The 22737-nt window shown below is 77.9% G+C and carries 26 protein-coding genes; 9 read left to right on the forward strand and 17 right to left on the reverse strand.

All coding sequences use genetic code 11. The features are described 5' to 3' along the window. The first annotated feature begins 159 nt into the window (after positions 1 to 159). Both HUT06_RS22005 and HUT06_RS22010 read left to right on the forward strand, forming a co-directional pair. A complete protein-coding gene (locus HUT06_RS22005; RefSeq protein ID WP_254715319.1) occupies positions 160 to 1959 on the forward strand; it encodes a class I adenylate-forming enzyme family protein in 1800 nt (599 codons plus the stop codon). A gap of 59 nt (positions 1960 to 2018) precedes the next feature. Beyond that, complete coding sequence (locus HUT06_RS22010; protein ID WP_176197458.1) at positions 2019 to 2450, forward strand: RidA family protein; 432 nt, start codon at positions 2019 to 2021, stop codon at positions 2448 to 2450. Between the two features lie 91 nt (positions 2451 to 2541). Here HUT06_RS22010 and HUT06_RS22015 read toward each other — a convergent pair whose 3' ends face one another. From HUT06_RS22015 to HUT06_RS22025, 3 genes are all read right to left on the reverse strand, one after another. Beyond that, a complete protein-coding gene (locus HUT06_RS22015; protein ID WP_131944859.1) occupies positions 2542 to 3117 on the reverse strand; it encodes a TerD family protein in 576 nt (191 codons plus the stop codon). A gap of 154 nt (positions 3118 to 3271) precedes the next feature. Beyond that, on the reverse strand, positions 3272 to 5122 hold the full coding sequence (locus HUT06_RS22020; protein ID WP_176197459.1) for an acyl-CoA dehydrogenase: 1851 nt from the start codon (positions 5120 to 5122) through the stop codon (positions 3272 to 3274). Further along, positions 5122 to 6138: an ACP S-malonyltransferase gene (locus HUT06_RS22025; RefSeq protein ID WP_176197460.1), complete on the reverse strand. Its 1017-nt coding sequence runs from the start codon at positions 6136 to 6138 to the stop codon at positions 5122 to 5124. The genes HUT06_RS22020 and HUT06_RS22025 overlap by 1 nt, the downstream gene beginning before the upstream one ends. A gap of 149 nt (positions 6139 to 6287) precedes the next feature. Between HUT06_RS22025 and HUT06_RS22030 the strand changes: the two genes are divergently transcribed. Then, positions 6288 to 7295 carry a 3-oxoacyl-ACP synthase III family protein gene (locus HUT06_RS22030; protein WP_176197461.1) on the forward strand — a complete coding sequence of 336 codons (1008 nt, stop codon included), beginning with the start codon at positions 6288 to 6290 and terminating at the stop codon, positions 7293 to 7295. On the opposite strand, the gene HUT06_RS22035 is transcribed toward HUT06_RS22030, so the two are convergent. Further along, complete coding sequence (locus HUT06_RS22035) at positions 7276 to 8157, reverse strand: LysR family transcriptional regulator (RefSeq protein ID WP_254715320.1); 882 nt, start codon at positions 8155 to 8157, stop codon at positions 7276 to 7278. The two genes, HUT06_RS22030 and HUT06_RS22035, sit on opposite strands and share 20 nt — an antisense overlap. Before the next feature lie 71 nt (positions 8158 to 8228). Between HUT06_RS22035 and HUT06_RS22040 the strand changes: the two genes are divergently transcribed. Beyond that, positions 8229 to 8984 carry an SDR family oxidoreductase gene (locus tag HUT06_RS22040; protein WP_176197462.1) on the forward strand — a complete coding sequence of 252 codons (756 nt, stop codon included), beginning with the start codon at positions 8229 to 8231 and terminating at the stop codon, positions 8982 to 8984. A gap of 42 nt (positions 8985 to 9026) precedes the next feature. On the opposite strand, the gene HUT06_RS22045 is transcribed toward HUT06_RS22040, so the two are convergent. The 8 genes from HUT06_RS22045 to HUT06_RS22080 form a co-directional block, all read right to left on the reverse strand. After that, positions 9027 to 10430 carry a hypothetical protein gene (locus HUT06_RS22045; RefSeq protein WP_176197463.1) on the reverse strand — a complete coding sequence of 468 codons (1404 nt, stop codon included), beginning with the start codon at positions 10428 to 10430 and terminating at the stop codon, positions 9027 to 9029. Continuing rightward, on the reverse strand, positions 10427 to 10867 hold the full coding sequence (locus HUT06_RS22050; RefSeq protein ID WP_176197464.1) for a hypothetical protein: 441 nt from the start codon (positions 10865 to 10867) through the stop codon (positions 10427 to 10429). The genes HUT06_RS22045 and HUT06_RS22050 overlap by 4 nt, the downstream gene beginning before the upstream one ends. Further along, positions 10864 to 12048 (reverse strand): molybdopterin-dependent oxidoreductase, encoded by a 1185-nt coding sequence (locus tag HUT06_RS22055; protein ID WP_254715321.1) that lies wholly within the window; start codon positions 12046 to 12048, stop codon positions 10864 to 10866. The genes HUT06_RS22050 and HUT06_RS22055 overlap by 4 nt, the downstream gene beginning before the upstream one ends. Further along, complete coding sequence (locus tag HUT06_RS22060; RefSeq protein WP_176197465.1) at positions 12009 to 12644, reverse strand: bifunctional 2-polyprenyl-6-hydroxyphenol methylase/3-demethylubiquinol 3-O-methyltransferase UbiG; 636 nt, start codon at positions 12642 to 12644, stop codon at positions 12009 to 12011. The genes HUT06_RS22055 and HUT06_RS22060 overlap by 40 nt, the downstream gene beginning before the upstream one ends. Continuing rightward, positions 12641 to 13318 carry a TIGR04282 family arsenosugar biosynthesis glycosyltransferase gene (locus HUT06_RS22065; protein WP_176197466.1) on the reverse strand — a complete coding sequence of 226 codons (678 nt, stop codon included), beginning with the start codon at positions 13316 to 13318 and terminating at the stop codon, positions 12641 to 12643. The genes HUT06_RS22060 and HUT06_RS22065 overlap by 4 nt, the downstream gene beginning before the upstream one ends. Beyond that, positions 13315 to 14028 (reverse strand): glycosyltransferase, encoded by a 714-nt coding sequence (locus tag HUT06_RS22070; protein WP_217711389.1) that lies wholly within the window; start codon positions 14026 to 14028, stop codon positions 13315 to 13317. The genes HUT06_RS22065 and HUT06_RS22070 overlap by 4 nt, the downstream gene beginning before the upstream one ends. A 36-nt stretch (positions 14029 to 14064) precedes the next feature. Then, positions 14065 to 15090 (reverse strand): NAD(P)-dependent oxidoreductase, encoded by a 1026-nt coding sequence (locus HUT06_RS22075; protein ID WP_176197467.1) that lies wholly within the window; start codon positions 15088 to 15090, stop codon positions 14065 to 14067. Between the two features lie 130 nt (positions 15091 to 15220). Then, on the reverse strand, positions 15221 to 16273 hold the full coding sequence (locus HUT06_RS22080) for an aminotransferase class V-fold PLP-dependent enzyme (protein ID WP_176197468.1): 1053 nt from the start codon (positions 16271 to 16273) through the stop codon (positions 15221 to 15223). An 84-nt stretch (positions 16274 to 16357) separates the two neighbouring features. Here HUT06_RS22080 and HUT06_RS22085 point away from each other — a divergent pair, with 84 nt between their 5' ends. After that, on the forward strand, positions 16358 to 17281 hold the full coding sequence (locus HUT06_RS22085) for a LysR family transcriptional regulator (protein ID WP_176197469.1): 924 nt from the start codon (positions 16358 to 16360) through the stop codon (positions 17279 to 17281). 12 nt (positions 17282 to 17293) lie between these two features. Here HUT06_RS22085 and HUT06_RS22090 read toward each other — a convergent pair whose 3' ends face one another. The 3 genes from HUT06_RS22090 to HUT06_RS22100 form a co-directional block, all read right to left on the reverse strand. Continuing rightward, positions 17294 to 18091, reverse strand: a complete 798-nt coding sequence (locus HUT06_RS22090) for an IclR family transcriptional regulator (protein ID WP_176197470.1) — start codon at positions 18089 to 18091, stop codon at positions 17294 to 17296. A gap of 126 nt (positions 18092 to 18217) precedes the next feature. Continuing rightward, positions 18218 to 19186, reverse strand: a complete 969-nt coding sequence (locus HUT06_RS22095; protein WP_176197471.1) for a YafY family protein — start codon at positions 19184 to 19186, stop codon at positions 18218 to 18220. 199 nt (positions 19187 to 19385) lie between these two features. Further along, positions 19386 to 19856, reverse strand: coding sequence for a PPOX class F420-dependent oxidoreductase (locus HUT06_RS22100; protein ID WP_176197472.1), 471 nt, complete (start codon positions 19854 to 19856; stop codon positions 19386 to 19388). A gap of 102 nt (positions 19857 to 19958) precedes the next feature. Between HUT06_RS22100 and HUT06_RS22105 the strand changes: the two genes are divergently transcribed. From HUT06_RS22105 to HUT06_RS22120, 4 genes are all read left to right on the forward strand, one after another. Then, on the forward strand, positions 19959 to 20486 hold the full coding sequence (locus HUT06_RS22105; protein WP_176197473.1) for a pyridoxamine 5'-phosphate oxidase family protein: 528 nt from the start codon (positions 19959 to 19961) through the stop codon (positions 20484 to 20486). Between the two features lie 87 nt (positions 20487 to 20573). Beyond that, positions 20574 to 20774: a hypothetical protein gene (locus tag HUT06_RS22110; RefSeq protein ID WP_217711390.1), complete on the forward strand. Its 201-nt coding sequence runs from the start codon at positions 20574 to 20576 to the stop codon at positions 20772 to 20774. 164 nt (positions 20775 to 20938) lie between these two features. Beyond that, positions 20939 to 21118 (forward strand): hypothetical protein, encoded by a 180-nt coding sequence (locus tag HUT06_RS22115; protein ID WP_217711391.1) that lies wholly within the window; start codon positions 20939 to 20941, stop codon positions 21116 to 21118. A gap of 11 nt (positions 21119 to 21129) precedes the next feature. Then, positions 21130 to 21921, forward strand: a complete 792-nt coding sequence (locus HUT06_RS22120; protein WP_176197474.1) for an SDR family NAD(P)-dependent oxidoreductase — start codon at positions 21130 to 21132, stop codon at positions 21919 to 21921. A 25-nt stretch (positions 21922 to 21946) separates the two neighbouring features. On the opposite strand, the gene HUT06_RS22125 is transcribed toward HUT06_RS22120, so the two are convergent. Together HUT06_RS22125 and HUT06_RS22130 are read right to left on the reverse strand one after the other, a co-directional pair. Next, complete coding sequence (locus tag HUT06_RS22125) at positions 21947 to 22420, reverse strand: TIGR00725 family protein (RefSeq protein WP_176197475.1); 474 nt, start codon at positions 22418 to 22420, stop codon at positions 21947 to 21949. Positions 22421 to 22427: 7 nt separating this feature from the next. Further along, a complete protein-coding gene (locus HUT06_RS22130; protein ID WP_176197476.1) occupies positions 22428 to 22727 on the reverse strand; it encodes a 4a-hydroxytetrahydrobiopterin dehydratase in 300 nt (99 codons plus the stop codon). Positions 22728 to 22737 lie beyond the last annotated feature (10 nt).

Raw genomic sequence — 22737 nt, forward strand, 5'->3', positions numbered from 1 at the left:
AGGATCTTCGCTCGCGCCGCCCCGTCCCGGGGCGCCGCCCGCGCCGGGGGCGTTGACCTGCGGGTGAGGTGGATCATAGATTTTCGGCACGGCGCACCGAACCGTGTTCGGCGGTCGGGCCGCGCGGCGGGCGCGCCGTCACCCCGCGGGAGGCGCGACGTGCAGGACCGTGAAGCCCAGGACCGTGAAGCCCAGGACCGCCGAGCACACGAGCGTGAAGCACAGGACCGGGACGTGCAGGGGGGCGGCGGCGCGGGCCGGGCCGGGACACTGCCGGGGATCGCCGAGGTGAGGGCGGCGATGACCGCGCCCGGGCAGCCGTTCGAGATGGACGAGGTGGAGATCCGCGGCGTGCGGACCCGGGTGTGGCGCAACGCCCCGGGCACGCTGCGCGAGGTCCTGGAGATCTCCCGCGCGCACGGCGACGCCGACTTCCTGGTCTACGGCGAGGACCGGCTCACCTTCGCCGCCCACTACGCCCGCGCCGCCGCGTTCGCGCGCGTCCTCACCGGCCGGTACGGGGTCGCCAAGGGCGACCGGGTCGCGATCGCGATGCGCAACTACCCCGAATGGTCGGTGGCGTTCTTCGGCGCCGCCGCGGCCGGCGCGGTGGTGGTGCCGCTGAACGCCTGGTGGAGCGCCGCCGAACTGGAGTACGGGCTCGCCGACAGCGGCGCCGAGGTCCTCGTCGCCGACGCCGAACGCGCCGAGCGGCTCGCCGGGGCGCTGCCCGGCCTGGGCGTGGCGTGCCTGGTCGCGCGGCCCGGCGGCGCGCTGCCGGCCGGCGCCGAGGCGTTCGGCGACGTCCTCGGCGACCCCGGCGACCCGGCCGCGGCGTCCCTGCCGGAGGTGGCGATCGACCCCGACGACGAGGCCACCATCTTCTACACCTCCGGCACCACCGGGCGGCCCAAGGGCGCGCTCGGCACCCACCGCAACATCACCACCAACCCCGTCAGCCTCGCCTACGGGATCATGTCGGCCGGGGTCCGCGCGGGCCGCACGGTGCAGGAGCTGGCCGTGCCGCAGCGGCGGGTGACGCTGCTGAGCGTGCCGTTCTTCCACGCCACCGGCTGCCACTCGGTGCTGGTCAGCAGCGCGCTGCAGGGCGGCACGGCCGTGCTGATGTACAAATGGGACGTCCGGCGGGCGCTGGAGCTGATCGAGCGGGAGCGGGTCACCGGGTTCGGCGGCGTCCCCACGATGGCGTGGCAGGTGCTGACCTCCCCCGACTTCGGCGACTACGACACCTCCAGCCTCACCGGGGTCAGCTACGGCGGCGCCCCGGCCGCGCCCGCGCTCGTCGACAAGATCAAGGAGCGGCTGCCCGAGCGGGTGCCCGGCAACGGCTACGGGCTGACCGAGACCTCGTCGGTCACCACCTACAACGGCGGCGTCAACTACCTGGAGCGGCCCGAGAGCGTCGGCCCGCCCGTCGCGGTCTGCGACGTCCGGGTGGCGGGCCCCGGCGGAGAGGACCTCCCGGCCGGCGAGGTCGGCGAACTGCTGATCAAGGGCCCGAACGTCATCAAGGGGTACTGGAACAGGCCGGAGGCGACCGCGGCGGCGTTCGAGGACGGCTGGTTCCGCAGCGGCGACCTGGCCCGCGTGGACGAGGACGGGTTCGTCTACATCGTCGACCGGGCCAAGGACATGCTGATCCGCGGCGGCGAGAACATCTACTGCGCCGAGGTGGAGGCGGCCCTGTACGAGCATCCGGCGGTCGCCGACTGCGCGGTGATCGGCGTCCCGCACCAGGTGCTGGGCGAGGAGGTCGGCGCGGTGATCGTGCCGCGGCCGGGCGCGGCGGTCGACGAGGCGGAGATCCGGGCGTTCACCGGCGGGCGGATCGCGGCGTTCAAGGTGCCGGCGCACGTGTGGTTCCGGGACGAGCCGCTGCCCCGCAACCCCGGCGGGAAGATCCTCAAGCGGCGGCTGCGGGAGGAACTGCTCGCCTGACCGCCCCCGCCGCCCCGCCCCCTGTCCCCCGGCCGGGCCGCCGGTAGGGTGATCTTGTGATGAGCGACGATCCGCGGCCCGGCATCCGGCAGGTCGACGCGCCGGGCCTGGCGCCCGGCCCCGGCTACAGCCACGCCGTCTCGGCGGACCTGCCGGGGCGGCTGGTGGCGGTGAGCGGGCAGATCGCCCTGGACGCCGCCGGGAACCTGGTGGGGCCCGGCGACCTGGAGGCCCAGACGCGGCAGGTGTTCGCCAACCTGGAGGCGGCGCTGGCCGCCGCCGGCGCCCGCTGGGAGCACGTGGTGCGGCTCGGCTACTTCCTGCGCGACGCCGGCGGGGTAGGCGTGGTCCGCGCCGTGCGGGCCGAGTTCGTGCCCGAGGGGGTGGCGCCGGCGGCGTCGCTGGTCGAGGTGTCCCGGCTGGTCCGCGACGACCTGCTGGTGGAGATCGAGGCCCTGGCCGTCGTCCCCGCCGCACCGCCCGGCGCCTGAGCCGCACCGCCTCGAAGCGAACGTCCGTGAACGCGGAACGGGGCGCCCCGGGAGGAATCCGGGGCGCCCCGCCGCGTTCGGGACCGGACGGTCAGACGTTCACGCCGAAGTCGGAGGCGATCCCCGACAGGCCGGAGGCGTAGCCCTGCCCGACCGCGCGGAACTTCCACTCGGCGCCGTTGCGGTACAGCTCGCCGAACACCATGGCGGTCTCGGTCGAGGCGTCCTCCGACAGGTCGTAGCGCGCGATCTCGCTGTTGTCGGCCTGGTTCACCACGCGGATGAACGCGTTGCGGACCTGCCCGAAGTTCTGCTGGCGGCCGTCGGCGTCGTAGATCGACACCGGGAACACGATCTTGGCGACCTCGGCCGGGACGGTGCTCAGGCCGACCTTGATCTGCTCGTCGTCGCCCTCGCCCTCACCGGTGAGGTTGTCGCCGGTGTGCTCGACCGAGCCGTCGGGGCTCTTGAGGTTGTTGAAGAACACGAAGTGCTGGTCCGACAGCACCTTGTTCTCCGCCGACACGAGCAGGGCGCTGGCGTCCAGGTCGAAGTCGGTCCCGGTGGTGGTCCGCACGTCCCAGCCCAGACCGACCACGACGGCGGTCAGTCCGGGGGCCTCCTTGGTCAGCGAGACGTTGCCGCCCTTGCTCAGACTGACTCCCACTGTTGTCTACCTCCGTATCGGACTGCGGGCGGATGCGCCCGCGATCGGTCTGTCTTACGAGAACGGTAGCCATCCCCGCCCGGTTCCCCCGGGTCCTTGGAGAATTAGCGGCGCGGCGTGCCGTTTCGCATGATCGAAGCGTAGGGGACGGGGGTCAGGGGCCGGTGAGGAACGCGGTGGGCGCGGTGAGGGGGGCGGGCAGCGCGAACGCGGCGGCCAGGTCCCCGGCCGCGGGCGCCAGCGCGTCGCAGGCGCGGCGCCGCGCGGCCCGCACGTCCTCCAGCAGGCCGGGCGCGGCGGCGCCCTCGTCGAGCAGATCGGCGGCGCGGCGCTCCACGACGTTGAGGGCGTGCAGGTGCAGCACCCCCGCCAGCTCGGCGGGTCCGGCGGCCGCGGCGGCGGCGCAGACCTCCAGGACGATCCGGTCGGCGCAGGCGGAGGCGGTCCGCGCGGCCAGGGCCAGGTTGCCGTTCCAGGCGGTGAAGGCGTCGCCGCCGCCGCGCAGCGCGGTGTCGACGCGGTCCTGGAGCCGGTCGCGCATCCGCCGTTCGGCCTCGCGCAGCAGCAGCAGCGGTGTTCGCGGCGAGTCCAGTCCCGCACCGGGCGCGGCGCCGCCGGGGCCGGGCGGGGTGTAGCGGTCCAGGGCGGCCATGGCGCGGGCGGTGTCGTAGAGGATCAGCTCGTTGTCGCCGCCGGCGTTCTGGTAGGCGTGGGTGAGGCCGCGGTAGGCGTTGAGGCGCTCGACGGCGGCGAAGCCGGGCGCGCCGCTGTGCACCCGGCACGCCGACACCGTCTCCTGCGCCTGCGCGGTCGCGGCGGCCTTCAGCAGCGCCAGGTCGCGGTCGACCGCCGACCACGGCGCCCACGCGGTGTCGGGGCCGTCCCCGGCGGGCGCGGCGCCCGGGGCGGCGGGGCGGGGCGCGGTGACGTGCGCGGCGACGGCGGTGAGCGCGTACCCGGCGGCGAGCGCGCCGAGCACCGCCTCCTGCTGGTTGCGGTAGTCGGTGAGGGGGCGGCGGGGCGCGAGCCGGCCGAGGGTGGTGCGGCCGGCCGAGTGCGCGGCCAGCATCCCGGCGGCCGCGCGGGTGATCGCGGCGGAGGCGGAGATGACGGCCCGCCACACCGGCGGCGCGACGCCCATGGAGCGGGTGAGGCGCGCCGCGGGGTCGCCGGCGGGGTCGTGGAAGCTCCCGTCGGGGTCGATGCGGGCGCCGTCGCGCAGCCACGCCGCATGCGGGACGCGGACGTCGTCGAGCAGGACGGCGGCGTAGTCGATCTGCAGCCCGGTCGTCTCGGGGGCGGGGACGATCCGGACGCCGGGCGGGACGGTGCCGTCCGGGCGGCGCAGCGGCACCGCGAACACGAACACGCCGCGCTCGCGGCCCTCGTGGACGAGGGTGGCGTAGACGGCGGCGGTCTTGGCGACGCCGGGGTGGGCGGTGTTGGTGGGGAATTTGGCGGCGCGGGTGTCGGGGGTGGTGAGGACGAACCCGCCGGTGGCGGGGTCGTGGCGGGCCGTGGTGCGGGGCGACAGGTGGCTGTTGCTGCGGCCGACCTCGGTCATCAGCAGGGTCCCGGCCGCCTCCATCGACTCCAGCGACTCCCGCGCGCCGCCCGCGCCGTCCTCGGCGTCCTCGCCGTCGGTGCCGCCCTGGCCGGCGCCGAAGCGGATGATGGGGCCGAGCGCGAGGGTGTAGTGCAGCAGCATCACGTGGAACAGGGCGGGGTCGGCGATCGCGGCGCGGTCCAGCAGCGCGCACAGCGCCGGCGGGTCGGCGAGCAGTTCGGCGGCGGGCGGCGCGGCGAGCCCGGCGCTGCGCAGCCGCGCGTAGGTGAGGGCCTGGTGCTCGCGGGCGGTGAGCCCGCCGGGGTAGGTGAAGAACTCCTCGGGGACGGCGTCGTGCAGCCGGGCCCGGGTCTTGGCGTCCAGCGACCCGCCGCGCACGAACGCGGCCAGCGCGGTGTCGGGGGCGGTGTCGGGTGTGGTGTCGGGTGCGGTGTCCATCAGCGGTCCTCTCCCCCGGCGCCCGGTGAGGCCTTGCCGGTGCGTCCGTCGCGGGGCCGGTCGCGCAGCGGCGCCAGGGTCCGGGCGCCGGGGACGGCCAGCCGCGCGCACTGGCACAGCGCGTCGCCGGGGCCGGCCTCGGTGAACACGGTCGCCCCGGCGGCGTGCACGGCGCGCAGCGCGTCGGGAAGGCGGACGGGTTTGACGATGCAGTCGGCCATGGCGCGGTGCAGGTCGTCGCCGTCGCTGTAGGCGCGGCCCCGTACCGGGGAGTGCACGGGGACCTCCAGGGGCCGCTGGGGCAGGTGGCGGATCATGGCGTACCACTCGTCGTCTGCGCCGGCCATCGCGGGGTGGTGCGACAGGTAGGGGACGGCGAGCCGCACGGCGCGCACGCCGGCGGCGCGGGCGGCCGCGACGACGGCGTCCAGGGGGCCGCCGGGTCCGGACACGATCGTGACCGTGGGGGCGTTGAGGCAGGCGACGACGACCTCGGGGGCGCCGGCGGCGTCGATGCAGGCCTGGGCGCCGTCCTCGCCGGCCTCCAGCAGCGCCATGCCGCCGCCGCGGCCGCGGGAGGCCAGGACGCCGACGGCGGAGACGGCCATCCGGGCGCCGTCGGCGATGGTGAACGCGCCGGCGCACACCAGTGCGGCGATCTCGCCGAAGCTCTGCCCGACGGCGAAGGCGGGGTGGACGCCGGCGGCGCGCAGGGCGCGGTCGACGGCGACGGAGGCGGCGTAGGAGCACAGCTGCGCGACGCCGGGCGTGGCGGACGCGGCGCGGTAGCCGGCGGTGTCCTCCAGCAGGACCGCGCGCAGCGACGGCCATCCGGTGGCGGGCAGGCCCTCCTGGACGGCGTCCAGGACGTCGGCGACGGCGCGGGCGGCGCCGGGCCCGGTGCGGGCGAGGGCGGGCAGGTCGGGGACGCCGGTCGAGCCGGTGCCGGGGAACAGGAAGGCGCAGCTGTCGTCGGGCTTGAGCGCTTCGGCCGGGGGGAAGGCGGTGGAGGGCACGCGGGGGTCTCCTTACCTGGAAGGAAGGCTCACTTTCCCATTCGGTTAAAGGCCGCTTTACGGATAGGTATGGAACATAAACCGTGAAATGGGATTATTCACTCGTGGGTTGGGCCTGACAACCGTTGTGACGCGAGGGGGAACCGAGCATGTCCCTGAGGCAAGGCCCGGCATGGGCGATCCGCGGGACCGGCGCCTGCCTTCCCGAGCGGTGCGTGCCCAGCGAGGAGCTGTCGCGCTCGCTCGGCCTGGAGCCGTCCTGGATCGAGGACCGCACCGGAATCCGCCGCCGGCACCTGGCCGCGCCCGGGCAGGCCGCCTCCGACCTGGCCGCGGCCGCCGCCGCCCGCGCCCTGGACGCCGCCGGCCTGGACGCCGCCGACCTCGGCCTGATCGTCCTCGGCACCTCCACCCCCGACCTGATCGCCCCGTCCACCGCCTGCCGCGTGCAGGCGCTGCTGGGCGCCCGCCGCGCCGCCGCGTTCGACGTCGCCGCCGCCTGCACCGGGTACGTGTTCGGGCTGCAGGCCGCGCTCGGCTGGCTGGCCGCCCAGCCCGGCCCCGTCCACGCGCTGGTCGTCGGCGTCGAGGTGTACTCCCGGTTCCTGGACCCCGCCGACCGCGGCACCGTCGCGGTGTTCGGCGACGGCGCCGCCGCCACGGTGATCGGCCCCGCCGCCGCGCCCTACGGGATCGGGCCGGTCACGCTCGGGTCCGACGGGTCGGGCGCCGACGACGTGCTCATCCCCGCCGGCGGCAGCCGCACCCCCGCCAGCGCCGACACCCTGGCCTCCCTCGGCCACACCATCCGCATGGACGGCCGCGCCGTCCGCGGCTTCATCACCCGGATCTTCCCCCGGCTGGTCGCCGAGGCCACCGAGGCCGCCGGGATCAAACCCGCCGACCTGGCCCTGGTCGTCCCCCACCAGCCCAACCCGCGGCTGGTGGCCGCGCTGGCCCCCGAGGCCGGCCTGGACCCCGCCCAGCTGGCGATCGTCGGGCAGGACGTCGGCAACATCGGCGCCGCGAGCATCCCCTACGCCCTGGACCAGGCCGTCCGCGGCGGCCGCCTCGCACCCGGCGACCAGGTGCTGCTCGCCGGGTTCGGCGCGGGCGTGACCTGGGGCCACACCCTCATCACCTGGCCGCCCGACTGACCCCGCCCGCCCGGGCGGCGGCCGCGGCGTCGGCCGCGGCCCGCACGAACGCCGCCAGCGCCCGCGACCGGGACGCCTCCGGCCAGGCCAGCACCAGCGTGGTCGGCGGCGCGTCCCGCACCGGCACCGCCGCCAGGTCGTCGCGCAGCAGCCCCCGCATCGACGCCGGCAGCACCGCCACCGCCCGGCCGAGCGCGATGAGCTGCATCAGCTGCCCGCCGTCGTGGATCCGCGGCCCGTCCCCCGGGCCCCGCCCGTAGGGCAGGACCTCCCCGTCCAGGTCCGCCATCGACACCTGGGCGCGGCCCGCGAGCCGGTGCCCGGCCGGCACGACCGCGATCTGCGGCTCGCGCTTCAGCTCCTCGGTGGCCAGGCCCGTGACGTCCTGCCGCGGCGTGTAGAGCAGCGCGGCGTCGGCGCGGCCGTCGCGCAGCGCGTGCTCGGCCCCGTACCCGAACAGCATCTCCACCGGGACCGCGTCCGGGGCGCGCTCGTAGGCGGCCAGGATCGCCGGCAGCAGCCCGCCGCCGTCCCCGCCGGGCTTCATCGCCAGGACCAGGCGGGGCCCGGCGCCGCCGGCGCGGCGGGTGCGGCGCACGGCCGCCGCGACGGCGTCGAGCGCGGCCTCGCCCTCGGCCCGCAGCGTCTCCCCCGCCGGGGTCAGCGCGACGCGGCGGCTGGTGCGCTCCAGCAGCGCCACGCCCAGCCGCCGCTCCAGCCGGGCGATCGCCCGCGACAGCGGCGGCTGCGCGATGCCCAGGCTCTCGGCGGCGCGGCCGAAGTGCAGCTCCCGCGCCACCGCCAGGAAGTAGGCGAGCTCCCGCGTCTCCACCACGTCCATGCGGTCCATACCTCCAGCCATACCTCCAGGGTATTGATCGGGGGACGATCGGTGTTGGAGCGCGCGGCGCCGCCGGTGGTGGAGTGGGGGGCATGGACGACACCACCAAGACAGCCCTGGTCACCGGGGCGAACAAGGGCATCGGCAACGCCATCGCGCGGGGGCTGGCCGAGCGCGGCATGACCGTGCTGCTCGGCGCCCGCGACCCCGGCCTGGGCGAGAAGGCCGCGGCGGAACTGCGCGGCGCCGGCCACGACGCCCGCGCCGTCGCGCTGGACGTCACCGACGACGCCTCGGTCCGCGCCGCGGCCGCGGCGGTCGCCGCCGCGACCGGGCGCCTGGACGTGCTGGTCAACAACGCCGGCATCTCCGGCGGCGCCCGGCACCTGCCCGACGAGGCCGACCTGGACGTCGTGCGGCGCGTGTTCGACACCAACCTGTTCGGCGTGATCCGGGTGACCAACGCGATGCTGCCGCTGCTGCGCCGGGCCCCGGCCGGGCGGATCGTGAACGTCTCCAGCGGCACGGCGTCGATGGCCGCGATGACCGACCCCGGCCACTACTTCCGGGACACCCCCGCCTCCGCCGCCTACCCGGCGTCCAAGGCGGCGCTGAACATGCTCACGATCCAGTACGCCAAGCGGCTGCGCGGCACCCCGATCCTGGTGAACGCCGCGGCGCCGGGCGCGTGCGCCACCGACTTCACGGCCGAGTTCGTCCGCGCGCACGGGCGGGTCGTGGAGCGGACCGCCGAGCAGGGCGCCGCGATCGCGGTCCGGCTGGCCGTCCTGGAGGACGGCGGCCCCACCGGCGGGTTCTTCCACGACGACGGCCCCGTCCCCTGGTAGCCGCCCGGCCGCCGCCGTGGGGGCACCGGGGGCACCGGGGGGTCACCAGGGGGAGGCGACGAGCGCCTGCACGGCGAGCGCGGTCACCGCCTGCGCGGCCAGCCACCGCCGCGCGGGCGGCCCGTGCAGGGACGCCGCGGCCAGCGGCCACACCGCGAACGGCACCCAGATCCGCTCCACCTCGCCGCGCGTCACCCCGGAGGCGTCCAGCACCAGGACCCCCACCAGCGCCGCCGCCGCCAGTGCCGCGACCGCCGCCGCCGGCGGGACGGCCCGCGCCCGCGCCGCCCCCCGCAGCGCCCCGCCGGCGTCGCGCAGGGCCGTGGCCGCGGCGGGCAGCGCGTGCGCGACCGCCGGGCCCGTCAGCAGCCCCAGCACCGCCAGGTTCGCCGCCGCGAAGTAGGCGTAGGAGCGCTGCGCCGACCCGCGGCTGACCAGGTAGGTGTCCAGGGTGGCGCGGACGCCGTCGGGCCACCAGAACCCCGCCAGCGTGCACGCGGCGGGCACCACGACCAGGCCCGCGCCGAGCGCCGCGAGCACCGGCCTGCGGGGACGGGCCAGCAGCAGCACCGCCAGCGGCACCGCCAGCAGCGGCAGCAGCCCGTAGCTGAGGTAGGGCAGGGATCCCAGCAGCAGCCCGCCGCCCGCCGCGAGCACGCCCGCGCGGCGCGGGGGCGGGTCCCGGCGGGCGGCGGACGCGAGCAGCGCCGTGCCCCAGGCGGCCACGGCCAGGAAGAACGCGTCCATCGTGGTCGCGATCCACACCGCCAGCGGCGCCAGGACCAGCAGCGGCACCGCCGCGCGCGCCGCCCGCTCCCCCGCGACGCACCGCACGGTCACCGCGACCGCGGCGGCCGCGGACGCGCCCGCCGCGACGATCACCGCGGCCGCCCAGCCGGTGCCGCCGAGCCCGGCCCGCTCCAGCGCCCACAGCGCCAGCGTCGGCAGCGGCGGATGCCCCCGCACGTGGGTGGTGTAGCCGCCGAGCCGGTCGGTGAAGGTCCGCAGCCACTCCGCCGGGTCGGGCCGCACCTGCGCGAGCCCGGCCGGGTACTCGGTCGGCGCGTCCAGCGGCGCGGCGAGCGCGCCCCAGCCGTCGCCGGCCGCCAGCGCCACCGCCCACGCCGCCGACCCCGCCCACGCCAGGGCCGGCACCGCCCGCCACGGCAGCCGCGCCGCCAGCGCCGGCAGCGCCGCGACCGCCGCCGCCGCGAACACCGCCGCCGGCAGCAGCTCCCAGGTCAGGGGCCGCTCCCGTACCCGGGCGTGCAGCGGCGGCAGCTGGTCCTCGGTGGCCAGCCCGGCGCGGCGCAGGTACCACCCGGCCGCGAACGCCGCCGCGATCCCGGCCGCCCACACCGCGACCGCGGCCCGCCCGTACCGCCCGTGCGTCCGGCCGCCGCCGCGCCCGGCCGCGGCCCGCCGCCGGGCACCGGTGAGCGTCACCGCCGCCCGCCCTGACGCCGCCCGCCCTCGCGCCGCCGCGCCAGCCGCACCAGCCGCACCGCCACCGCGGCGGCGGCGATCACCGCGATCGCGGCGAGGACGAGCGCGAGGTTGCGGCCGTAGGGCAGCGGCAGCCGGGACGGCTCGTCGGCGCGGCGGCCGTAGCCCAGGACGAGCGGCAGCGCGACCGCGGTGACGCATCCGGCGACCACCAGCGCGGCCCGCACGGGCCGCCGGGCCGCGGCCGGCAGCCGCGCGGTGGCCAGCCCGGCGGCCAGCACCAGCGGGACCAGCACGGCGTCGTGCAGGACCGCCGCGCCCGCGAACCACGCCGCCCACCGCGCGGCGGGGACCTCGGCGGCGATCCCGCGCGCGCCGACGCCGATGAGCGCCAGCCCCGCCGCGTAGGCGGCCCACACGCCGATCCGGGAGGTCATGCCACCACCAGCCGGTGCACCCATTTGGTCTGCATGACCCCGGGCCGGTTCGGTGCGATCAGCCGGCACGGGTAGCCGTGGTCCAGGGGCAGGGGCGCGCCGTTGAGGCCGAGCGCGAGCAGGGTGAGGGGGTCGTTCCAGTGCGGCGGGTCGACCGTGGAGGTGCGGTAGAGGCCGCCGCGTTCCAGCGACTCGACGCGGATCCGCGCGCCGGCGGGGGCGCCGGCCAGGCGCAGGACGTCCCGCAGCCGCACGCCCGTCCAGTCCGCCTCGACGCTCCAGCCCTCCACGCAGGCGATCGGGAGCCGCGCGGTGTGCTGCGGCAGGGCGCGCAGGGCGTCCAGGGACAGGGTGAGCGGCCGGGCGGCGCGGCCGGTGACGGTGAGCCGCCAGGCGGGGTCGCGGGCGGCGGCGGTGACGCCGGTCGCGGCGGCGGACTTGTTGACCGGGACGTCCCGGGGACCGGTGCCGGGGCGGCGCGGCGCCAGCACCGCCAGCCGGGCGAGCGGCGTCACCGCCTCCCCGGCCGTGGTCGCGGCGATGGCGCCGCCCGCGGCGGCGACGGTGAGCAGGAACCCGCGGCGGCCGACCGCGTCCCGGGGCCGGGCCATCAGCGCCCGCCGCGCGGTGCCGCCCTCGTTGGCGATGTGCACCAGCAGCGCCCCGACCAGGATGTAGGACGTCCAGTAGTGCGCGGTGGTGAAGAAGAACCGGAACGCGTACCAGTAGCCGATGTTCAGCACCCCGGTGACGGACTGGAACAGCGCCGCGCCGACCAGCACGAACACCAGGACCCGCTGCACCGCGTGCCCGGCGGAGCGCACCGGCGGCCACTGCCACAGGCGGGGGTAGACCGTCCACAGCTTGGCCAGCAGCAGCGGCACGGCCGCGAGCCCGCCGATGACGTGGACGCCCTGGGTGACCCGGTACAGGCCCACCGGCCGCGACGGCCACTGCATCCACCCGGCCGGGTGCTGCATGAAGTGGCTGACCAGGCCCGTCGCGAACGACACCGCGATCGAGACGCCGAGCGCGGCGCCGAGCCAGGAGGCGACCCGGGTGTCGTGCAGCCGGCTGGTGAACCGCCCCGACAGGCCGGGCAGCAGCGGCGGCGGGGCCAGCCGCGCGGTCAGGCGCGCGGTCAGGCGCGCGCGGGTCGGGTGCGCAGGTCGACGAACCACCGTCCGGCCTCCTCCCACAGTTCGGTCAGGGTCGCCGCGCACGCGTCGGCCAGGCCGCCGGCGGCGTCGGCCGACACCCGCGCCCAGGTGAACCACTCGCCGACGGCGCCGCCCGACCGCAGCCGCAGCGGCTCCACCCGGGACCCGGCGCCGGGCGGGTCGACCTCGACCAGGACCCGGCCGCCGGGCGCCGGCAGCGCCAGGACGCGGCGCAGCAGCGCGGCGGGGTCGCCGCCGATGCCGATGTTGCCGTCGGCCAGCAGCACGGTGCCCCAGCGGCCGGTGCCGGGCACGCGCCCGAACACGTCCCGGCACAGGGCGGGGGCGCCGGCCGCGACGGTCAGCGCGACGGCGGCGGGGGCCAGGTCGATGCCGAGGACGGGGACGCCGCGGCGGGCCAGCGCCACGGTGAGGCGGCCCGGCCCGGACCCGACGTCCAGGACGGCGCCGCGGCAGCGGGCCAGCAGCCCGGCGTCGCCGGGGCGGGCGGCGGCGAGCCAGTCCTGCACCGGCAGTGGGCGGCGGCGGCCGTCGGCGTGCTCGATCTCCACGGGGGCGCGGCCCCGCAGCGCCTCCTCGTACAGTGCGCCGATCATGCCGGGACGGTCCCGGCGTGCAGGCCGCGCAGCGCGGCGGCGAACCGGGTCCCGGCGGCGAGCGCGGCGACGGCGCGGGCGTCGGCGGGGGTGTCGACGTCGGTGAGCTCGGGCAGCAGCGCGACCTCCAGCCCGGCGCCGCGCAGCCGGGCGAGCTGGGCGGCGCCGGTGTCGGCCCGCGACATCGGGACCCCGCGCAGCAGCCCCGGGTCGGGGCGGCGCAGGCCGAGCAGCCAGAACCCACCGTCGGCGGCGGGCCCGAGCACCGCGCCGCGCTCGCGCAGGCCGCGGGCGGCGCGGCGCAGCAGCGCGGGGGTGACCTGCGGGGTGTCCATGCCGATGAGGACCAGGGGGCGGCCGGCCCACGCGTCGGTGAACGCGGCGGCCAGCCGCTCGTCCAGGCCGCCGCCGCGCTGCGGCACGACGGTGAACCCGGGAGGCAGCCACGGGCCGGGCGCGCCGTCCAGCGCCAGGACCCGCCGCCCGACGGGCGCGGCGGCGACCGCGGCGAGGGTGTCGCGCAGCGCCGCCTCGGCGAGCGCGGCGGCCTGCGCGGGGGTGTAGGCGGGGGTGAGGCGGGTCTTGACGCGCCCGGGCACGGGCTCCTTGGCGATCACCACGAGATCCGCGGCCGGGGCTCCGGCGGGGGCGGGGGTGCGGGTGGGGGCGGTCATCGGGCGGCCTCGGCCAGGACGCGGCGCATGTCGCGGACGGCGCGGACCGTCCCGCCGAGCGTCCCGGTCACCTTCGACGCGCCGGTGCGGGGCCGGTAGGCGACGTCGACCTCGGCGACCGCCCAGCCCTCGGCGGCGGCGCGCAGCACCATCTCCAGCGGGTAGCCGAACCGGCGGTCGGCCAGGCCGAGGCCGAGCAGCGCGGCGCGGGGCGCGGCGCGCATCGGGCCGAGGTCGCGCAGGCGGGTGCCGGCGCGCCGGTTCAGGGAGCGGGCCAGGACGGCGTTGCCGAGGCGGGCGTGCGGCGGCCACGCGCCGCGCCCGGCGGGGCGGCGCCGGCCCAGCACCAGCCCGGCGCCCGGCGCGGGCCCGCCCGCGCCGCCCGCGCCGCCCGGGCCGGCGGGTGCGGCGGCGCGCAGCGCGGCGAGCGCGGCGGTGAGGCGGGGCAGTTCGGCGGGGTCGAGGGAGGCGTCGGCGTCCATCACGCACACCACCTCGCTCCCGGCGGCAAGGAGCCCGGCGTGGCAGGCGGCGCCGAAGCCGCGTTCGGGCGCGTCGACGACGCGGGCGCCGCGGGCGGCGGCGACGCGCGCGGAGCCGTCGGTGGAGGCGTTGTCGACCACCAGGGGCCGGAACCCGGGAGGCATCCGGTCCAGCACCCAGGGCAGTGCCTCGGCCTCGTTGAGGCACGGGAGAACCACATCGATCACGGTCCGACGCTACTTTCGGTGACGGGTCGGCGACCCTTACGAAGTGGTGACGGGCGCGGCGGCGAACTCGGCGATGCCGTCGGCGAACGCGACCGCCGGGGAGAACCCCAGCTCGCGGCGGGCCCGGTCGGGGCGGGCGACGATGTGGCGGACGTCGCCGAGCCGGTGGCCGCCGGTGACGCGCGGCGCCGGGCCGCCGAGCGCGGCGGCGAGCGCGGCGGCCATGTCCGCGATCGTGCGGGGCTCGCCGCTGGCGATGTTGTAGGCGCGCAGCCCGCCGGGCTCGGGCGGCCCGGCCGCGAGCCGCTCCAGCGCGAGCACGTTGGCGCGGGCGACGTCGCGGACGTGCACGAAGTCGCGGCGCTGCGCGCCGTCCTCGAACACCTGCGGCGGCCGGCCGTCCAGCAGCGCGGACCGGAAGATCGCCGCGACGCCCGCGTAGGGGGTGTCGCGGGGCATCCGCGGCCCGTAGACGTTGTGGTAGCGCAGCGCGGCGGCGGACCCGCCGGTGGCGCGGGCCCAGGACGCGGCCAGGTGCTCCTGGGCGAGTTTGGTGTCGGCGTAGGCGTTGCGGGGGTCGGGCGGGGCGTCCTCGGCGACGGCGCCGGGCGCCAGGGGCCGCCCGCAGGCGGGGCAGCCGGGTTCGAACCGGCCGGCGGCCAGGTCCCGCGCGGGGCGGGGCCGGGGCCGGACGGGCCCGTGCGCGGCGCAGGTGTAGGCGCCCTCCCCGTACACCACCATCGAGGACGCCAGGACCAGGGCGCCGACGCCGGCGCGGGCCATCTCGGCCAGCAGCACGGCGGTGCCCTGCACGTTCGCGGCGGTGTAGGCGGGCAGGTCGGACACGTCGACGCCGAGGCCGACCTTGGCGGCCTGGTGGCAGACGGCGTCGACGCCGGCCAGCCGCCGCGCGACCGCGGCGGGGTCGGCGACGTCGGCGGGCGCGCCGCCGAGCCCGTCGGGCCGGGCGTCCAGGCCGCGGACGCGGTGCCCGGCGGCGGTGAGGGCCTCGGCGATGTGCGAGCCGATGAACCCGGCCGATCCGGTGAGCAGTACGTTCATGGCGACGAAGGTAGGACGCGCGGCGCGGCGGGGACGGCGCGCACGGCCCGGTCAAGCCACCTTGTTTCAACCTTGTAAGAACTTCACCCGCCAGACCCCGGGGCGGGCGGGGTCAAAGGGGGTCCGGGGGTCAGGGGGTGACGAGCGGGGCGAGGAGTTCGACGGCCTTGTCGACGTCGTCCTCGGTGGTGGTGAGGTGGAACGCGCACCGCAGCCGCCCGGCGCGGACGGCGGCGATCACCCCGCCGCCGCGCAGCTTGCCGGCGGTGCCGTCGGGGACGTCGACCGCCACGATCGCCGAGTCGCCGGGCGGCAGGCCGAGCCCGGCGCGGAACCGGCGGGCCAGCGCGACGTCGTGGTCGTGGATCGCGGCGGTACCGACCCGTTCGAGGAGTTCCAGGGCGGGGGCGTGCCCGGCCCAGCACTGCCACGCCGGGGACAGGTCCAGGCGGCGCGCGTCGGCGGCCAGGCGCAGCGGCAGCCCGTAGACCGAGTCCCAGATGTCGGCGCCGGCGTACCAGCCGGCGCCGACCGGCGGCAGCGCCTGCAGGGCCTCGGCGGTGCCGGTGAGGAAGCAGGTGCCGCGGGGGCCGAGCAGCCACTTGTAGCCGCCGCACACCAGCCAGTCGACGCGGTCGGCGGGCAGCGGCAGCCATCCGGCGGCCTGGGTGGCGTCCAGCAGGATCCGGGCGCCGTGCGCGCGGGCGGCGTCGATGAGGTCGCCGAGGGGGGCGATGCGGCCGTCGGCGGACTGCACCGCCGACACCGCGACGACGCCGGTGCGGGCGGTGACCTGCTCGGCGATCCGCTCCAGCGGCACCGACCGGACGGTGAGGCCGGGCCGGGCGGCGAAGGGGAACAGCAGGGAGGTGAAGTCGCCGTCGGCGACCAGGACCTCGGTGCGGTCGGGCAGCGACGCCGCGACCAGCCCGACGTAGTACGACACCTGCGGCCCGCACGCGACCCGTGCGGCGGGGACGCCGAGCAGCCGCGCGAACGCCTCCCGGGAGCGGGTGACGGCGGCGTCCAGGTCGGTGGGGACCATGAGCCCGGCGGCGCGGTCGCGTTCGGCGGCGAGCATCGCCTCGTGCGCGGCGCGCGGCGGCAGCCCGTAGGTGGCGGTGTTGAGGTAGGCGGCGCCGGCGGTGAATTCGCGCTGCGCCGCGGTGATGGAGAGGGTCATGGTCCGATCGTCGGGCACCCGCGTCCCATAGCGCAAAGTACGGTTTTCTGGGCGTCCCATCAACATCGTTGATACCTTGCGGGGATGCTGGACCTGCACCGGGGCCGGATCCTGCGGGAGGTGGCGCGGCTCGGCTCGATGACCGCCGCCGCGCGGGCCCTGTCCTACACCCAGCCGGCCGTGTCGCACCACATCGCGCGGCTGGAGGCCGAGGCCGGGACACCGCTGGTGGTGCGGCACGGCCGCGGGGTGCGGCTGACCGAGGCGGGCCGGATCCTGGTCGAGCACGTCGAGGACGTCCTGGCCCGGATGGACGACGCGCAGGAGCAGATCGCGGCGATCGCGGGACTGCGGGCGGGCCGGGTGCGGGTCGCGGTGTTCCCGACGGCGGCGGGGGCGCTGCTGCCGGACGCGCTGGCGCGGCTGGCCGGGCGGGCGCCGGGGGTGTCGGTGACGCTGGTGGACGCCGAGCCGCCGGAGGCGCTGGCGCTGCTGCGCGCCGGCGACACCGACATCGCGGTGGTGTTCCGCTACGAGCACACCCCGCCCGACGCCGACGCCCGGTTCCGGGAGGTGGCGCTGGCGGAGGATCCGCTGCGGCTGCTGGTCCCGGCGGGGCACCCGCTGGCGGCGGCGGCCGCGCCGCGGCTGGCGGACCTGGCGGGGCAGCGGTGGGCGTCGGGCTGCGCCCGGTGCCGCGACCATCTGCGGTGGGCGTGCGGGCGGGCCGGGTTCGTCCCCGACATCGCGTTCGCGACCGAGGACCACGTCGCAGTCCAGCGCCTGGTCGCGCGGGGCCTGGCGGTCACGGCGCTGCCGGCGCTGGCGCTGGGCCTGCACACCGAGCCGGGCGTCGCCGTCCCGGACGTCCCGGCGATGGGCACCCGCCGCATCAGCGCGGTCGTCGCCGCGGGCCCCCGGCCCCCGGCGGTGGCGGCCCTGCTGGACGAGCTCACCGCCGTCTCCACCGTCTCGACCGCCGCCGTCGGGCAGGCCGTGGCGGACTGAGGGGGGCCGGGGTCAGGACAGGTGGCGGTGCAGGGCGGTGAGGCGCCCGGCGGCGGCCAGGACGGCCTCGGCCAGGCCGGGCAGCCGGTCGTCGCCGAACCGCACCGACGGGCCCTGCAGCGCGACCGCCGCGATCACCCGGCCGCCGCCGTCGCGGACCGGCGCGGCCACCGCCCGCACCCCGGCCAGGCGCTCCTCGTCGTTGACGGAGTAGCCGCGGGCGCGGACGCGGGCCAGGTCCTCCTCCAGGCCGCTGCGCGTGGTGAGGGTGGCGGGGGTGTAGCGGGCGTAGGGCTCGCGCATCGCGACGGGGCCGCCGCCGAACGCCAGCAGCGCCTTGCCCATCGCGCAGGTGTGGATGGGGTTGCGGTCTCCGGGCGGCTGGTCGTAGCGCAGCGGGTGCAGCGACGGCAGGTGCATCAGGACCGCGACCTCGTCGCCGGCGCGGACGCCGAGGCTGACGGCCTCGCCGGTGCCGTCGCGCAGCGCGGTCAGCTCCGGCTGCAGCAGCGTGGCGCCCATCCGCTCCAGCGCGAGCCGGCCGAGGATCGCGGTGGTGGGGCCGAGGAAGTACCGCTCGGTCGCCGGGTCCTGCGCGAGCATCCCGGTGGCGTGCAGGGCGTGCACGATGCGGTGCGCGGTGCTGACCGACAGCCCGAGCCGGTGCGCGATCTCGGTGGGGGTCTGCCGGGCGGCGTCCTCGAAGGAGCGCAGGACCGCCACCGACCGGTCCACGGTCTGCGTTCCCGGTTTGGGGTGATGGGTCCCGTCCGCCCGTCCGCCGGGGACGGCGCCGCTGTCGTCCGTCACGGCTCCCATCCTCCCACCGCGCCCCGCGCCGGGACCGGCGGGGGCGTGCCATCGCGGGCCGGCGGCCTCCCAGCCCCCGCCCCGGCGGCCCCGCACGGAAGGCCGTCGGCGGCGTGCCGCCCGGACCTAGCCGGCGGGCGGGCCGGTGGCGGCGCGGGTCAGCCGCTCCCCCATGGCCGCGAGCCGTTCGCGCAGCTCGGCCGGTTCGCGGACCTCGAAGTCGATGTCGAGGTAGGCGATGCGCAGCGCCGTCCACTCCAGGGAGTCGGCGGTGGTGCGCAGCAGGCAGGTGCGCTCGTCGACCGGTTCGACCTCGTCGGCGGTGACGCGGAACCGGTCGGCGAGTTCGGCGGCGGGGGCGTGCACGAGCAGCACCGCCCGCCGCAGCGGCCGCGACCGCGCCAGCGACCGGGTGACGAACGCGGCGGCACCGCCGGCGGGCGGCTCGCGGGGCGCGAACCGGACGCCGGTGGGGTGCGGGCCCGCCACCCGGTCGACGCGGAAGGTCCGCCATTGGCCGCGGCCGGTGTCGTGGGCGACCAGGTACCAGCGGCGCCCGGCCGACACCAGCCCGTGCGGGTCGGCGAGGCGGCGGGTCTCGGCGCCGCCGGAGTCGCGGTAGGCGAAGCGGACGCGTTCGCGGTCGCGGCACGCGGCGGCCAGCACGGTCAGGACGGCCGGGTCGGCGGCGGGCCCGGCGGGCGGCCCGGTCAGCGGGGTGGTCGCGGTGTGCAGGGCGGTGACGCGGCGCCGCAGCCGCGCGGGCAGGACCTGTTCGAGCTTGGCCAGCGCCCGCACCGACGCCTCCCCGATGCCCTCGACCGCTCCCCCGGCGGCGGCGCGGAGCCCGACGGCGATCGCGACGGCCTCCTCGTCGTCCAGCAGCAGCGGCGGCATCGCCGCGCCGGCCTCCAGCGCGTACCCGCCGGCGGCGCCGAGGGTGGAGTGCACGGGGTACCCGAGCCCGCGCAGGCGCTCGACGTCGCGGCGGACGGTGCGGGCGCTGACGCCGAGCCGCCCGCACAGCTCGGGGCCGCTCCATGCGCGGCGGGCCTGCAGGAGCGACAGCAGCCGCAGCAGCCGTTCGGACGACATGCCCCCCCAGTATGCGGGCGAAGCAGGCCAGGTCCTGACCGCTTTGGTTCCCACGCGTACTCGGCCGGCACGGCGGCGAGGGTCGTGTTCGCCGGCACCCCGGCGCAACTGCTGGACGCGCCGGGCTCGGCGACGGCGGAGTACCTGCGCCGCGAGACCGCGCCCGCCGCCGGGTGACCCGCCCGGTGGGGGCGCGGGGTCAGTCGCCGGAGGCGAGGCGGGCGGGGAACCCGCCGGTGGCGATGGGGCCCCACCGGTCGATCGCGACGCGGATCAGCGACTTGTCCTGGCGGCGCATCGCCTCGCGGTACTCATCCCAGTCGGGGTGCTCGCCGGCGATGCACCGGTAGTAGTCGACGAGGGCGTCGGCGGCGTCGGGCATGTCGATGACCTCGGCGGTCCCGTCGACCTGGACGTAGGGGCCGTTGAAGTCGTCCGACAGCACGCACAGCGACACCCGCGGGTCGCGGCGGGCGTTGCGGGCCTTGGCGCGCTCGGGGTAGGTGGATACCACGATGCGGCCCTGCTCGTCGACGCCGCAGGTCACCGGGGACAGCTGGGGGCGCCCGTCGGCGCGGGCGGTGGACAGCAGGGCGCGGTGGCGGGGCCGCAGGAAGTCCAGCAGGTCGGCGCGGGCGACGCGGTTCGCGGTGGCGATGGAAGGGGTCATGGCCCCCACCCTAGGGAACCGGGCGCCGATGAGTTCGCGCGCGCCGCGCGGTCTGCACCATGAGACGGCCCGGACGGCGGGCCGGGCGGAAGGAGGACGGCGATGACCGGCGACCGCGGGCCCGTCGAGGCCCGCAACCTCGACATCTACGGCAGCCCCGAGCTGGTGTGGGAGGACGTCCGCGACGCGCTCGTGGCGGCAATGCCGAAGCCGGAGACGGCGGCGTTCCTCGGCACGGTCCGCCCGGACGGGCGCCCGCACGCGGCGGGCATCGGCCCGCTGTGGCGGGACGGCGAGGTGTTCTTCGTCAGCGGGCCGGGCACCCGCAAGTCGCGGAACCTGGCGGCGAACCCGGCCTGCACCCTGTCGGTGCGCACCCCGTCCGGGGACGTGGTGCTGGAGGGGACGGCCGAGCGCGTCACCGACCCGGCGGTGCTGGAGCCGGTCGCGGCCGCCTACCGGGAGGGAGGCTGGCCCGCACGGGTCGACGGGGACGCCTTCACCGCCCCCTACAGCGCGCAGAGCGCGGGCCCGCCGCCCTGGCACCTGTACCGGCTGGTGTTCGACACGGTGGTGGCGCTCAGCACGGTGGAGCCGTACGGCGCGGCGCGCTGGCGCTTCGCGACCTGACCGCCGCGCCCCGGTCGTCGACGTTCCCCTACGTCGCCTTCGCTCTTCGGGGCGCCCCGCGCGGTCCCGGCGACGGTGAGGTTCCGGGTGCCGGTGCTGGCGGTGGTGCTGCCCAAGGGCACGCGGCCCGGCGCCGCGTCGGTGCGGATCACCCGGGGCCGGTACGCGCCCGCCGACGGCGTCCTGCTGGCCGGCGCCGGGTTCTACGCGCTGCTCGGCTTCCCCCTCGACGACGTCTGGCACCGCATCTTCGGGCAGGACGTGACGCTGTGGGCCCCACGCACCTGAGGCTGATCGGCGGGGCCGGGCTGTCGCTGGTGGCGATGATGGTCCTGGAGCGGGAGGGCCGCCGCGCCCGCCCCGGTGGTGCTGGCGTGCACGCTGTCGCTGGTCCCGGCGCTCGGCTGGGGCGTCGCGCGGATCGCCCGGCTGCTGCCCGCCGAGCGGGACGCGTGAGCGCCGCCGGCGGGGTCCTGGCGGCCCACCCGCTCATCACGGCGGTGCCGTTCTTCGTGCCGACGTTCGTCGTCGTCGCGGTGATCGCCGTGGTGGTGTGGCGCGACCGCCGCCGCAGCACCGGCGACGACAACGAAGACGGCGGCGGGGAGGGCGGGGCGCCGCCGCGGCCGTAGACTCGGCGGCCATGAGCGAGCGGACCTCCCCTGCCGGGTACCTGTCGGAGCTGTTCTCGCTGGAGGGCCGGGTCGCGGTGGTGACCGGCGGCAGCTCCGGGATCGGCCGGGCGATCGCGGTGGCGCTGGCCCGGTCCGGCGCGTCGGTCGTGGTGGTCGCGCGGCGCGAGGCGGAGCTGGCCGCGACGGTCGCCGAGCTGGAGGGGCACGGGTGCCGGGCGGCGTCGGTCAGCGCCGACCTGGCCTCGCGGGACGCGGTCGCCCGCGCCGCCGACGCGGCCGCGGCGGCGTTCGGGGAGCCCGACATCCTGGTCAGCGCGGCGGCGGTGAACCTGCGCCCGCCGATGGACGACCTCGGCGCGGACGTGTGGGACGCCACGATGGCGGTGAACCTGGACGCACCGTTCCTGCTCGGGCAGCGGTTCGGGCCGGGGATGGCCGAGCGCGGCTTCGGGCGGCTGATCCACATCGCCTCGCAGCAGGCGTTCCGCGCGTCGGTGACCAGCGGCGCCTACGGGGTGTCCAAGGCGGGCGTGGTGGCGCTGGCCCGGTCGCAGGCCGAGGCGTGGTCGGGCCGCGGCGTCACCGCCAACACCCTGGTCCCGGGGTTCGTGATGACGCCGCTGAACGCGCGGCTGTCGGCGGACCCGGTGAAGGTGAAGGCGCTCGCCGAGCGGACCATGACCGGCCGCAACGGCCTGGCGGAGGACTTCGCCGGCGCGGCGGTGTTCCTGGCGTCGGCGTCGTCCGGCTACGTCACCGGCCAGTCGATCTTCGTGGACGGCGGCTTCTCCGCCCACTGACCCCCTCCACCGGCCGGCGGGCCGCTCAGGCCCACAGGCCGGTCGCGGAGACGGCGGCGGCCGGGTCGGCGGCGTGCACGATCCCGCCGGCGGGCCGCCCGTCCCCGTCGTGGACGCGCCACCCGCCGAGCTGCACCACGGGGACCCGTCCGGCGCGCATGGCCAGCGCGATCTCCGACAGCGTCCCCCAGGACCCGCCGACCGCGATGACGGCGTCGGCGGCGTTGACCACGACGCTGTTGCGGGCCTGCCCGAGGCCGGTGGGGACGGCGACGGTGAGGTCGGGTCCGGCGGCGGCGCGGTCGGCGGCGGGCAGCACCCCGACGGTGATGCCGCCGCCGGCGCGGGCACCGGCCGCGGCGGCGGCCATCACCCCGCCGAGCCCGCCGCACACCACGACCGCGCCGCGCGCGGCGAGCAGCCGCCCGGTCTCGTAGGCCAGGTCCCATTCGCGTTCGGTGCACTCGCCGGGCCCGCACACCGCGACCTGCACGGCCATGGCGCGGCTACCCGGCGCCGTGCCGGGCGGCGATCCCGTCGATCACCGCGGCGAGGTCGAAGTCCTTGCCGGTGATGCCGCCGGCGCTGTGGGTGGACAGCGTGAACGTCAGCGACCGCCAGCGGATGTCGATGTCGGGGTGGTGGTCGGCGTCCTCGGCGGCGCGGGCGACGTCGGCGACGATGTCGATCCCGGCCAGGAACGCCGGCGCCTGCACGCGCCTGCGGATGGCGTCGCCGTCGCGGTGCCAGGCGGGCAGGCCGCGCAGTCGTTCCGCGACGGCGGCGTCGTCGAGCGTGTCGGCCATGGGCCCACTC

Origin of the sequence: Actinomadura sp. NAK00032 (assembly GCF_013364275.1) — a bacterium.
In the GTDB taxonomy this organism is placed as follows: domain Bacteria; phylum Actinomycetota; class Actinomycetes; order Streptosporangiales; family Streptosporangiaceae; genus Spirillospora.

Excerpts from the sequence above, each read along its gene's own strand:
- HUT06_RS22010 (WP_176197458.1), top strand. The coding sequence starts at position 2,019 with ATGAGCGACGATCCGCGGCCCGGCATCCGGCAGGTCGACGCGCCGGGC.
- HUT06_RS22020 (WP_176197459.1), bottom strand. The coding sequence starts at position 5,122 with ATGGACACCGCACCCGACACCACACCCGACACCGCCCCCGACACCGCG.
- HUT06_RS22030 (WP_176197461.1), top strand. The coding sequence starts at position 6,288 with ATGTCCCTGAGGCAAGGCCCGGCATGGGCGATCCGCGGGACCGGCGCC.
- HUT06_RS22035 (WP_254715320.1), bottom strand. The coding sequence starts at position 8,157 with ATGGCTGGAGGTATGGACCGCATGGACGTGGTGGAGACGCGGGAGCTC.
- HUT06_RS22040 (WP_176197462.1), top strand. The coding sequence starts at position 8,229 with ATGGACGACACCACCAAGACAGCCCTGGTCACCGGGGCGAACAAGGGC.
- HUT06_RS22050 (WP_176197464.1), bottom strand. The coding sequence starts at position 10,867 with ATGACCTCCCGGATCGGCGTGTGGGCCGCCTACGCGGCGGGGCTGGCG.
- HUT06_RS22060 (WP_176197465.1), bottom strand. The coding sequence starts at position 12,644 with ATGATCGGCGCACTGTACGAGGAGGCGCTGCGGGGCCGCGCCCCCGTG.
- HUT06_RS22065 (WP_176197466.1), bottom strand. The coding sequence starts at position 13,318 with ATGACCGCCCCCACCCGCACCCCCGCCCCCGCCGGAGCCCCGGCCGCG.
- HUT06_RS22075 (WP_176197467.1), bottom strand. The coding sequence starts at position 15,090 with ATGAACGTACTGCTCACCGGATCGGCCGGGTTCATCGGCTCGCACATC.
- HUT06_RS22080 (WP_176197468.1), bottom strand. The coding sequence starts at position 16,273 with ATGACCCTCTCCATCACCGCGGCGCAGCGCGAATTCACCGCCGGCGCC.
- HUT06_RS22085 (WP_176197469.1), top strand. The coding sequence starts at position 16,358 with ATGCTGGACCTGCACCGGGGCCGGATCCTGCGGGAGGTGGCGCGGCTC.
- HUT06_RS22095 (WP_176197471.1), bottom strand. The coding sequence starts at position 19,186 with ATGTCGTCCGAACGGCTGCTGCGGCTGCTGTCGCTCCTGCAGGCCCGC.
- HUT06_RS22100 (WP_176197472.1), bottom strand. The coding sequence starts at position 19,856 with ATGACCCCTTCCATCGCCACCGCGAACCGCGTCGCCCGCGCCGACCTG.
- HUT06_RS22105 (WP_176197473.1), top strand. The coding sequence starts at position 19,959 with ATGACCGGCGACCGCGGGCCCGTCGAGGCCCGCAACCTCGACATCTAC.
- HUT06_RS22120 (WP_176197474.1), top strand. The coding sequence starts at position 21,130 with ATGAGCGAGCGGACCTCCCCTGCCGGGTACCTGTCGGAGCTGTTCTCG.
- HUT06_RS22125 (WP_176197475.1), bottom strand. The coding sequence starts at position 22,420 with ATGGCCGTGCAGGTCGCGGTGTGCGGGCCCGGCGAGTGCACCGAACGC.
- HUT06_RS22130 (WP_176197476.1), bottom strand. The coding sequence starts at position 22,727 with ATGGCCGACACGCTCGACGACGCCGCCGTCGCGGAACGACTGCGCGGC.